Annotated in this window: 12 protein-coding genes; 5 read left to right on the plus strand and 7 right to left on the minus strand. The window is 61.7% G+C overall.

Translation table 11 applies throughout. The annotated features are described in order from the left end of the window. Positions 1-9: 9 nt before the first annotated feature. Both WB528_RS02075 and WB528_RS02080 read left to right on the plus strand, forming a co-directional pair. Entirely contained in the window at positions 10-1,080 is a 1,071-nt protein-coding gene (locus WB528_RS02075; RefSeq protein ID WP_423886776.1) for a HoxN/HupN/NixA family nickel/cobalt transporter, read from the plus strand. Positions 1,081-1,240: 160 nt separating this feature from the next. Further along, entirely contained in the window at positions 1,241-1,564 is a 324-nt protein-coding gene (locus WB528_RS02080; RefSeq protein ID WP_423886766.1) for a hypothetical protein, read from the plus strand. Between the two features lie 21 nt (positions 1,565-1,585). On the opposite strand, the gene WB528_RS02085 is transcribed toward WB528_RS02080, so the two are convergent. Continuing rightward, the gene (locus WB528_RS02085) at positions 1,586-3,265 is read right to left on the minus strand and encodes a methyl-accepting chemotaxis protein (protein WP_423886767.1); all 1,680 of its coding nucleotides are present in this window, start codon (positions 3,263-3,265) and stop codon (positions 1,586-1,588) included. Between the two features lie 237 nt (positions 3,266-3,502). On the opposite strand from WB528_RS02085, the gene WB528_RS02090 reads away from it, so the two are divergent. Continuing rightward, on the plus strand, positions 3,503-3,661 hold the full coding sequence (locus tag WB528_RS02090) for a hypothetical protein (protein WP_423886768.1): 159 nt from the start codon (positions 3,503-3,505) through the stop codon (positions 3,659-3,661). Between the two features lie 151 nt (positions 3,662-3,812). Here WB528_RS02090 and WB528_RS02095 read toward each other — a convergent pair whose 3' ends face one another. Next, positions 3,813-4,748 (minus strand): LysR family transcriptional regulator, encoded by a 936-nt coding sequence (locus WB528_RS02095; protein ID WP_423886769.1) that lies wholly within the window; start codon positions 4,746-4,748, stop codon positions 3,813-3,815. A gap of 111 nt (positions 4,749-4,859) precedes the next feature. Here WB528_RS02095 and WB528_RS02100 point away from each other — a divergent pair, with 111 nt between their 5' ends. After that, entirely contained in the window at positions 4,860-5,735 is an 876-nt protein-coding gene (locus WB528_RS02100; protein ID WP_423886770.1) for an ABC transporter substrate-binding protein, read from the plus strand. A 50-nt stretch (positions 5,736-5,785) separates the two neighbouring features. Here the strand turns inward: WB528_RS02100 and WB528_RS02105 are convergent, their stop codons facing one another. Beyond that, a complete protein-coding gene (locus WB528_RS02105; protein ID WP_423886771.1) occupies positions 5,786-6,724 on the minus strand; it encodes a GlxA family transcriptional regulator in 939 nt (312 codons plus the stop codon). A 100-nt stretch (positions 6,725-6,824) separates the two neighbouring features. Between WB528_RS02105 and WB528_RS02110 the strand changes: the two genes are divergently transcribed. Further along, positions 6,825-7,535 carry a DJ-1/PfpI family protein gene (locus WB528_RS02110; RefSeq protein ID WP_423886772.1) on the plus strand — a complete coding sequence of 237 codons (711 nt, stop codon included), beginning with the start codon at positions 6,825-6,827 and terminating at the stop codon, positions 7,533-7,535. A 318-nt stretch (positions 7,536-7,853) separates the two neighbouring features. Here WB528_RS02110 and WB528_RS02115 read toward each other — a convergent pair whose 3' ends face one another. The 4 genes from WB528_RS02115 to WB528_RS02130 all read right to left on the minus strand — a co-directional run bounded on the left by WB528_RS02115 (position 7,854) and on the right by WB528_RS02130 (position 10,317). Then, a complete protein-coding gene (locus WB528_RS02115; protein ID WP_423886777.1) occupies positions 7,854-8,558 on the minus strand; it encodes an HAD family hydrolase in 705 nt (234 codons plus the stop codon). Further along, positions 8,540-8,950, minus strand: coding sequence for an NADH:ubiquinone oxidoreductase subunit NDUFA12 (locus WB528_RS02120; protein WP_423886773.1), 411 nt, complete (start codon positions 8,948-8,950; stop codon positions 8,540-8,542). Before WB528_RS02120 ends, WB528_RS02115 begins: the two co-directional genes overlap by 19 nt. A gap of 99 nt (positions 8,951-9,049) precedes the next feature. Beyond that, positions 9,050-9,313: a DUF3606 domain-containing protein gene (locus tag WB528_RS02125; protein ID WP_423886774.1), complete on the minus strand. Its 264-nt coding sequence runs from the start codon at positions 9,311-9,313 to the stop codon at positions 9,050-9,052. Between the two features lie 104 nt (positions 9,314-9,417). Beyond that, entirely contained in the window at positions 9,418-10,317 is a 900-nt protein-coding gene (locus WB528_RS02130; protein WP_423886775.1) for a DMT family transporter, read from the minus strand. Between the last annotated feature and the right edge of the window lie 335 nt (positions 10,318-10,652).

The raw sequence follows: 10,652 nt of genomic DNA on the forward strand, positions 1-10,652 counted from the left end.
TTAGCCGCTTTGAGCAACTTCATTCCAGGGGTGTTCGACGACAAGCCCGGGGCGCTGAGCGCCAAGACGGGTTTTCTCTATATCATGCTGCTTTCCGCAAACGTGCTGGCGTGGCTCTGGGCATTCGCGCAGTTTCGCGAGCAGCCGATCCTGCTCGGGACGGCTTCGCTCGCCTATACTTTCGGGCTTCGTCACGCGGTGGACCCCGATCACATCGCCGCCATCGACAACGTGACGCGAAAGCTGATGCAGGAAGGCAAACGGCCGATCTCGGCCGGATTCTTCTTCGCGCTCGGACATTCGACTGTCGTCATCATCGCCTCGCTATTGGTCGCTCTCTCGGTCGGCGCGCTGGAAGCACGATTCGCCTGGTTCGCCTCGATGGGTGGCGCGATTGGAACCGGCGTCTCCGCCACGTTCCTGCTCGTCATCGCGCTGATCAACGCGCTGATCCTGACGTCGGTCTACCGCGCGTTCGCGGCGCTCAGGCGCGGCGAGCGGGTGACGGAGGAAGCGCTCGAGGACCTGCTGTCCCGGCAGGGATTTCTCTCCCGCATTCTGCGGGCATTGTTCGGCGTCATCACCCGAAGCTGGCACATGTATCCGCTCGGCCTTCTGTTTGGGCTGGGTTTCGACACGGCGAGCGAAGTCGGCCTATTGGGAATTTCCGCAGCGCAAGGCTCGGCGGGACTCTCGACCTGGTCGATACTGGTGTTTCCGGCGCTGTTCACCGCCGGCATGTCGCTGATCGATACCACCGACGGCGTGCTGATGGTGCAGACCTACGGCTGGGCTTTCATCAAGCCGGTCCGGAAACTCTACTATAATCTCACCATGACGCTGATATCGATCGTCGTGGCGCTCCTGATCGGCGGCATGGAAGCGCTCGGCCTGCTCGCGAACAGGTTTGGGCTGGAAGGCAGCTTCTGGACTCTTGTCGATCACGTGAATGGAAGCTTTGGCTTGCTGGGATACCTCATCATCGGCGTCTTCGCCTCGGGGTGGATCGTCTCCGTGCTGATCTACAAAATCCAGGATCTTGATCGGGTTGAAGAGAGCCTTTCGAGCACCGGCGATTGATCGCGCCAACGCCGCAGATCGCAGCCGCCTCCGCCGGCTCGTAAAGTGCGGCTGCTGACGCTTGGCAAGAAACCATCCGTAACAAATCTCCGGCCAGCAAGTCAGTATCCGTTAATCATACTCGCCCATGAATTGGTTCATGCTTTAGGCGGGAGATTTCATGTCATCCATTTCGGCGCTCGGATCGAACCAGTCGACTTACACCGGCCCTCTTCAACAACTGGAAGCCGAACTTCAATCCGAAGTGTCGGCCGGCACGGTGAGTTCGTCGGACCAGTCGGCGCTGTCGTCCGCCCTGACAAGCATCAACAGTTCGCTGACTATGGAGCGAATGGAACTACGGCTGCGTCCGGCTCGCTTGCCGCGTCAACGCTCATCAATTACCAGGCCTGAGAACATTTCGGGTTTCCAGGTTCGCAAAGGCTCGCCGGCACTAGCCGGCGAGAGATGCGTTGTTGCCGTGCCCGAACATCGAGGCAAGTAACGCGCCCGCGGCGCGACGTGATCAGGCCGCACGCACGGCGTTCAGGAACGTCTCGACCTGGCTTTTCAAACGGTCGCTGTCACCGGCGAGCAACTGCGCCGCGGAGAGAACCTGGGACGATGCGAGGCCTGTCTCGCTGGCGCCACGCTGCACGTCGGCAATATGCAAGGAAACCTGCTGGGTGCCTTCTGCTGCCTGTTGCACGTTGCGGGAAATCTCCTGCGTCGCTGCGCCCTGCTCTTCCACCGCAGCCGCAATGGCCGAGGATACCTCCGACAGCTTCTCGATGGTGCCGCTGATCTCCCCTATCGCATCCACCGACTCCTGCGTCGCCGCCTGGATGCCTCTGATCTGCAGGCCGATCTCGTCGGTCGCTTTTGCGGTTTGCTGCGCCAGCGCCTTGACCTCGGAAGCAACGACGGCAAAACCGCGCCCTGCCTCGCCGGCGCGCGCGGCCTCGATCGTCGCGTTCAAGGCGAGCAAATTGGTCTGACCCGCGATCGTGTTGATCAGGACGACCACGTCGTCGATCCGGGCCGCAGCCTTCGACAATTCCCCGACGCGGTCGTTTGTCTTGCGGGCCTGATCGACGGCCTCGCTGGCCATCCGCGCCGACTCCTGAACCTGGCGGCTGATTTCGTTGACCGACGAACTCAGTTCTTCGGTTGCGGAAGCGACCGACTGCACATTGGTTGAGGCTTCCTCGGACGCGGCTGCGACCATGCTCGTGAGTTCCTGGGCGTGCTCGGCGGTCGAGGAAAGCGTGGTCGCGGAGCTTTCGAGCCCGGTCGAAGCCGTTGCAAGCGAGCCAACCAGTTGGCCGATCATGGCCTCGAAATCCGCAGTGGCGGCGCTGATGCGTTGAGCGCCCGCCAGATGGACCGCCTTGTCGGCATTGGCGGCCTCATCCGAAGCCCGCTTGGCGAGCAGCGCTTGCTTGAAAGTTTGAAGCGCAGCAGCGATCCGGCCGATCTCGGTCGTCTCGCCCTGGTGGGGAATCTCGACCGACAGTTCGCCCTTGGTCAATTGCCCCATAGGCTTCAGGATCGAGCCGATCCCGTGGCGAATATCGCGAACCATATAAATCGCCGCGCCAAGGCCGAGCACGATGCCGCAGACAAGAATAACGACCATGGAGCGGATGGCGTTCCAATAGGTCGCCTCGGCGGTCTGCCCGGCCGCCTCGGCCCCCTTGTCGTTGAACTCAGTAAGCTCGACGAGCGTCTTGTCCATTGCGCGGCCGGTCGGGACCACCTTTTTGGCGTTGACTTGCTTCGCCGCCGCGAGATCACCTTTGCCGACAAGCGAACGCACTTCGGCGGACGCATCGAGGAAATCTTGCCAATCCTTCTCCAACCGGTCGGCAAGTTGGTGCTCAGCGGGCGAGGCGATCAGTCCGCGATAGGATTTCGCGGCCTTTTCAAAGTCGACCTTGCGGGCCACCAGATTCTTGTCGACATCAGTTCTGTCGGCATCCGCTACAATGAGATGATCACGCAGCACGGCACGAAACCGCGCCGACTGAGTCCGCATCTCACCGATCCACCGGACGCTTGGCAGCCACTGGGCCTGGATGTCCTGGGCAGCCGCGTTGATCGCGCGTATCTCCAGGAACGCAAAGCCTCCGATGGAGGCGATCACCAGAAACAGGAAGGAAACGATTGCATAAAGCTTGGTGCTGATCGAAAGTCTTGCAAGCACAAGAGTTCTCCGGGCTCAAAGGCTTTTATTAACCACTTCGATCCTAACATTTAGCTAAGAGCCGGTTGATCTCACCGTGGGGGCCGAAGCAATTCGCGCTGGCCAAGCCGCGTGGCTTCTTCAATTTTGCAATTTAATAACGATGGCTACCGATTGGCGATGCCGTTCAACCGACTGTAAACATTGCCTGCGTACACCCCCCGCCTGTAAGAAAACATTTCCAGGGGGGATTCTGACATGACTGATTTTTCCATGAGCACCGTCGTCTCGATTGGCTCGGTTCGCGAAACCGAAGATCATCCGCTCAAGACGATTGTCATCTTTAGTTTTGCAGGGCTGATTCTATCGCTCGGCCTGATGACGTTCGGCGTCGATCTCGGCGCGGGCTGGATTTAACCTGCAAGCTACAGCAGAAAGTCTGGATCGCTCATGAGGGCGATCGCGGCTTTCCGGCAATAGCCGCGGTCGCGTCTAAGCGCCCTATCTCGGTGACGTGCCAGCCTTCGGCCCATTTCGGGTTCGGAGGCGGCATCGCGTGGACTGCCGCTCAGGTCTGGCGGACCGACCCGGAAAACAGATCGAAGGCGAGATTTCTAAGCCATTTGTGACCGGCGTCGCGATGATAGCGCTCGTGCCAGAATTGGGCGATCTCGATCCGCGGCAGCGAAACCGGGGTGTCGAAGGCGACGAGGCCAAGCGGGGCCGCCAAGCGCCTTGCGAGATTGGACGGCAAAGTAACGACGCCATCCGTCTCCGCTGAAACGATAGCGCCGGCAATGAAGCTCGGTACCCGCAACATCACGTTCTCAGGCGGAATGGCGGAAGCCAGTACCCGATGCGCCGTACCGTGGGCGGCGTGGCCGGTCTCAGACCCCGTTACCAGAATGTGGCGCTCGGCGAGGAAGCCGGCGAGCGACTGGCACCTTCGCAGGCGCGGATGACGCTTGCGGAGCACGCTCGAATAGCTGTCGAAGTAAAGCCGTTGCCGGCGCAGGTGACGTGCAGCTTTCGGAAACGCACCGAACGCAAGATCAGCCTCGCCGGTTTCGAGCCGGTATTCGAATTGTCGCGCGTCCAGCGGCACGGCGCGCACGCCGACATTCGGCGCGATCGTCGCCAGGCGCGCGATTAGCGGAGGAAGGAAGTGGATCATTCCGACATCCGTCAGGAGCAGGCTGAACCGCCGATCCGAATCCGCGGGATCGAATTCGGCCGCGCTCGAGCGAAGGCCATCGGCGGCGGCGAGAAGGACGCGTAGCCGATCGGCAATATCGAGCGCCTTGGCGGTCGGCTGCATGGCCTGGCCATTGCGGACAAACAGCGGATCGGAAAACTGCGCCCGCAACCGCCGCAGCAGCTTGCTGATCGAGGGCTGGGTCATTTCCATCACCTCGGCGGTACGGGTGATGCTGCGTTGCTGCAGCAAGGCATGGAGAACCCGCAGCTCGCGCAAGCTCAGTTCTGAGTATGCTTCTTTGTTCATATCCATCATTCCATTTGTGACATGGCCTGGATCGCCGCCGGACGCTACGCTTGCGTCAATGACCAAGGCAAGCTTCACAGCGCAAGCCGCTGACGAATATGGAGGACTCCAATGGCCAAGTTCATCGTCGAACCGCATTTTCGGCTTCAGGAGTGGGTTGCGGAGGAAAAAGGCTATTTCCGCGATCAGGGGCTCGACTACGAGTTTCGCGAACTGATCCGATCGACCGAAGGCCAGCATCATAACAAAGGCGGCAAAGGCGCTTTCCAGAGCATCGAGCAAGGCCGGGAAGCCAACGTCAGTTGCGCCTGCCACTGGACAGTGAACGTTGCCGCTTCAAACGGCCATACCAAACTGTATTCGGACCTTTACTCGATCGCTCCATCAGGGATTTTCGTTCCCGCCGACTCGAAGGTGCGCACCCCGGCCGATCTGGCGCATGTTCCGATCTCGGTCGGCTTTCAGTCCGGCAGTCACTATTCGACGATACAGGCGCTGGAACAGTATATTCCGGCGGAAAAAATCAACCTGGTTTTCGAAGACGGCATGCTGTTCAGCCGCATGGAGCGGCTGATCGACGGCAGAAGCGAAGCCGCCGCGCTGTTCAGCGGTCCATACTATTTTGCGAAGCAACTGGGCTTCCGCAAGATCATCGACACCACGTTCATGATCGCGGCCATGATCAAGGGCTCACCGGAGGGCGAGGATGTTCGCCGCTATTTCCGTGCGCTACGGTCGGCGCAGCGCGACATCGACCTTCGTCCAGAACGGTACACCCACTACTACAAGAACGAATTCCCCGATCGCTTCCATGCCATGATGGATACGCGGCGCTGGGGGCCGGGAGAAAGAATCGTATTCGAGCCCTACACGAAAGAGGTGTTTGAAGAATCTTTCGAATGGATCGCCCAGCACCACATCTTCGCCGACGACGGCATGGGGTCCGGGCAATATGATCGGTCGACGATCTCCTTTGCCACGCAGTAGATCGGCGCTTGCGAGATCGGCAGTTCGGTCAGGCCCCCGCAAGAATTCCGCTACAAGCCGCGCGCCGCGCGCCGCAGCGATTGCGGCGGCTGGCCGAAGGCGCGGATGAAGGCGCGGCGCATCCGTTCCGGATCGCGAAAACCGGCGGTTTGCGCCACACGCTCGATCGCGTCACTTGAAGATTGCACCTGCTGGCGCGCCACCTCCAACCGCAGGCGCTCGACCGCCTTCGACGGCGTGCTGCCGGTCTCGGCGATGAAGGCACGGGTGAAATGCCGCGTGCTCATTCCGGCCCGCTCGGCCAGATGCTCGACCGTCAGCGGTGCGTCGAGATGCTCGCGCGCCCAGGTGAGCAGCGGACCGAAACGCCGTGTCGAGGATTTCAACTCCAGCAGCGAGGAAAATTGCGACTGCCCGCCGCTGCGCCTGTCGTAAAGCACGAGCTGGCGCGCGGTTTGCCGCGACACCTCTTCGCCGAAGTCCTCCGCCATCAACGCCAGCGCCAGATCGATGCCGGCGCTGATGCCGGCCGAACTCCAGATCTCGCCGTCCCGGACGAAGATCTTGTCGGGTTCCAGTTTCACCTTGGGATAGGTGGAAAGAAAGTGCCGCGTGCGTCCCCAATGCGTGGTGGCGCGGCGGCCATCGAGAAGCCCGGCTTCAGCCAGGATGTAGGCGCCGGAGCAGACGCTGGCGATACGGACGCCGCGTTTTGCCGCCGCGCGCACGAAGGCGAGAATCCGCGCCGATTGCGCCGCCGCGCGAACCCCGTCACCGCCCGCGACGATCAGCGTCGAGAGTTGACCAGCCGACCGCAAGCCGCGCGCCAGCATTTCCGCGCCGGACGATGAGCGCACCGGCCCTGGCGTTTCGGCGAGCACCTTGATCGATGCAGGCGTCCCGGCAAAGCGACCTGCGATCTCGAACACCGAAATCGGGCCTGCCGCGTCCAGGAGCTGGAAGTCGGGAAAAACGAGAATGCCGATCACGACGCCCTGATGTCTGAAAATGAGGGAACTATGTCATTTAAGACGGAAGAGCACCATGCCAGAGTGCGGCCGTCAAGACAAACCTTGAAAGCTCCACGCCATGTCAAAGCCGCTTCAGATTGGAATTCCGATTTTCCCGAACGTGACGCAGCTCGACTTCACCGGGCCGTTGCAGGTGTTTTCCAGCCTGCCGAACACGACCATCCATCTGATCTGGAAACGGATCGAGCCGGTCACAACCGACACCGTGCTGACGATCACGCCGACCGTTAGTTTTGCCGATTGCCCGCAACTCGACGTGATCTGCGTTCCCGGCGGCGCCGGCACTGACGACATGGTCAATGACGTCGAGATGCACGACTTCCTGCGCGCCCAGGCCGCGGCCGCGAAATACATCACCTCGGTTTGCACGGGATCACTGGTTCTCGGCGCGGCTGGCCTGCTGAATGGCTATCGCGCGACGACGCACTGGACCGCGATGGAATATCTTGGGCCGTACGGCGCGCTGCCGACAAAAACGCGCGTCTGCGTTGACCGCAACCGCGTCACCGGCGGAGGCATTACCGCAGGAATCGATTTTGCGCTGACGCTGGTTTCGGTCATGGTCGGCCGCGAGATGGCGGAAGCCATCCAACTGCGGCTCGAATATAACCCTGCGCCCCCGTTCAACTCGGGCTCGCCCGACACCGCATCGCCGGAAATACTCGCCCGCATGAACCAACAGATCGAAGCCGGCCGCGAGCGCCGCAGCGCGGCGAACCAGCGAGCGGCGGCGCGCTTGAGCGCTACGCCAATCGCCGCGAATGGCTGACTGGGCAAAACCAAAAAAGAAAAAGGCCGCCCGGTTTCCCGAACGGCCTTTCCTGTCTCACGGTAGCCTCACATTTAAACGGGCGATCTCAGGACGTCGTATCCGGGGGCCTATCTCCCGGTTCATCCTGATCGGAAGCCGCTGCTTATCGGGTCAGTCGCGATCTGGTGCCCGATCCGTCCGCGGTGGTTTCCCATCTCCGTAAGATGACCCTATTGAGCCAGCGCCTTACGTGAGGCGCAACAGCGGCATCAGTGATGTCCCCGTTGATCCCGTTGTCCACAGGCACGCGGGCGCTGCACACGCACCTTTTTAAATCTATTGGGGCAGCAGCGGACGGATGACCCGATCGAGCTCCTCAAATGACGCCACGACTTGATCGGCGCCGGCTTGCCTCAGCCGCGCATCTTGTCCCGGCTGGATATGGCCCGCCGCGGTCAAGCCAATCACGGTTGCGCCTGCGGCGCGCCCTGCGGTGACGCCGCCAACACTGTCCTCGATCACGATGCAATCGCCAGGCTTGACGCCAAGCTGCTCGGCCGCGTGCAGGAAGATGTCGGGATGCGGCTTGCCGCGCGCGACGTTGGAGGCGCTGAACGCCCGCCCCTCGAACAGCGCTGTCATGTTCAATACCTCGAGGCTCAACGCCAATCGCTCGGGCGACGACGAGGAGGCGATGCATTGCGGCACCGCGCGCCAGCTTTCGAGAAACTCCCGCGCACCGACGACGGGCCTCAGGCGCGCGCGAAAGGCGTCGAATGTCCTGAGCTGATAAGCATCGGCAAAATCCGCCGGCAGCTTGCGGCCGATCACGCGCTCGATGGCCTCGATCACTTCGTTAAGCCGTTTGCCCATGTAGGTGCGGTAGGCGTCCTCCACCGTCGTCGGCACGCCGAGTTCGCTGACGATCTCGGCGAGCACGGAATTCGACAGCACCTCGCTGTCCGCGAGGACGCCGTCAAAGTCAAAGATAATGGCGCGGTGGAGAGAACTCAGCTGAGAACTCAGTTTCCTGGCGTCCAGGGCTGGTAATCGCCGGTCGCTTTTGGACGACGGCCGCTCGCGAGCGTCGAGCCAGACGGACGATAGGCCCTGGGCGTGCCGGTCATGTTCGGCACGTGCGGCTTTTCCCATTCCCACGGCGTGTAGTTTTCCTCGGTAGGCGCAACATCGAAGGTGTGATGCATCCAGCCGTGCCAGGACGGCGGTACGCGGCTCGCTTCGGCAAGGCCGTTATAGACCACCCAGCGGCGCTCGAAGCCGAGTGTGGGATCGATCTTCCGGCCCTTGGTGCGGTAGTAGCGGTTGCCCTGCTCGTCCTCGCCGACCAGTTCGCCGAACCGCCAGGTCCACAGCTGCGTGCCGAAGGTCTGGCCGTTCCACCAGGTGAATACTTTGAGGAAGAACTGCTTCATGAAGAGACAGGCCGCTTCATTGGAGATGCGGCTCTGATGCCACCTGCGGGCTGAATTGTCCAGTTCGCCGCGGCATAAAAAGCCGGCGCCAGAGGCCGCTCAAGCCTTCGAACTCGCCTCTTTGGTAAGGGCCGCGATCGAATTGCCGGATTTGCGAATAGTATCGGCGAACTGCGCTTCCGACAGCCTGAGCCGCTTGCGCAAGACCTTCACCTGCACCTTGTCCTTCAGATCCAGCGAATTGCGAAAATAGGTAGCCTTGCGTTTGATCATGATGCTCGCTCGTCGATCGAGGAAGGACTGGACCGCGACCAGGCGGGCATTACGCCGCCCTGTCGCGATGGTGACTGTCCCGTTCCTCACGAGGATTCCGTCTCCGCCAAGCCAACTGGCGACGACGGGCAAACGTTCCTGCGCGCCGGAAATATCGGAGCTTGAGGCCAGATGCCGCAGACGCCCTCCTCGAATCACGACTGCGTCGCGAGCGCCACGCCCGCGAGCGTAAAGATAAGAGCTGCGATCTGGCCGATGCCGAGCGGCTCATGCAGCGCGATCGCTGACGTCACCACGCCGATCACCGGCACCGCCATGGTGCCGATCGCCGCGACAGAGGCCGGCAGGCGCGCCAGCGCCGCAAACCAGCAGACATAGGCGATGCAGAATTGCCCGACGGTCGAATAGCCGAACAAGAGCCAGCCATTGCCGGAAAGTGCCGCAAAGTCGGACTTCTCGAACAGCAGGCCCGCAATCGCAACCGGCAGGCAGCCGATCCCGATCTGCCAGGCCGCGGCCGATACCGGCGGCAAATCCAACGGCAGCTTCTTGGCGAGCACCGCGCCGACGGCAAAGCTGATCGCGCCGCCGAGCGCCATGATGATTCCCGGCAGCTTCGACAGGCTCGCCGCAAAGCCGTTGCCGCCGAGGATCGCGCTCATCCCGGCAAAGGCCATCACCAGCGACAGCACCCGCAGCCCGTTCGGCCGTTCGCCGAGAATTGGCCAAGACAGGACAGCGGCCCAGACCGGCATGGTGTAGGCGATCAGCGCGGCTTCGCTCGCGGGAAGATAGACCAGCGCAAATCCCATCAGCACCATCCAGCATCCGACATTGAGGATGGCGGCGAGCACCAGCCGCGGCCAGTAGGCGCGCGGCACATGCAGGGTCTGGCCCCACAACAGCGCGAGAATCGCCAGCAAAACGGCGCCGATCACCCCGGTGGTGCCGCGCAGCGTGAGCGGCGGCAGAAAGCCGATCAGGTACTTGGTGACGGGCCAGTTGAAGCCCCAGCCAATGGAGGTGACGGCGAGGAAGGCGATGCCCGCGGGCGCGATGCGCGCTTTGGCGCCCGGCTGGTTTTCAGGTGTCATGAGGGTGTGGAACCGGCTCGAGCGGTGAGAATCGGCGGCACCTTGCCGCGTCTTGCCGGCTCAAACCATCGGCTTCGCGGCATGCCTGCCCGGACCCGCTTGCCGAAATTTCCGTAGGCTTACGTGAGTCTCGCCCAGGCAAGAGTTTGGGCACAATAAATACTTCGCCTGTGAACAGCGGGGTGAAGCCCCTGAGCAGCGCCGGATCACAATTTTTTTCGCTTGGGAATCCCTGAGGACTCACTGATACTTGGCGGCAACAGATCAGGGCATGGGCCCCTGGTTTTCCCCCGTTTCCACCATATTTAGTATTTGATTCAGGAACTCGTACTAGT

It is taken from the genome of Bradyrhizobium sp. (assembly GCF_049586575.1).
GTDB lineage: Bacteria > Pseudomonadota > Alphaproteobacteria > Rhizobiales > Xanthobacteraceae > Bradyrhizobium.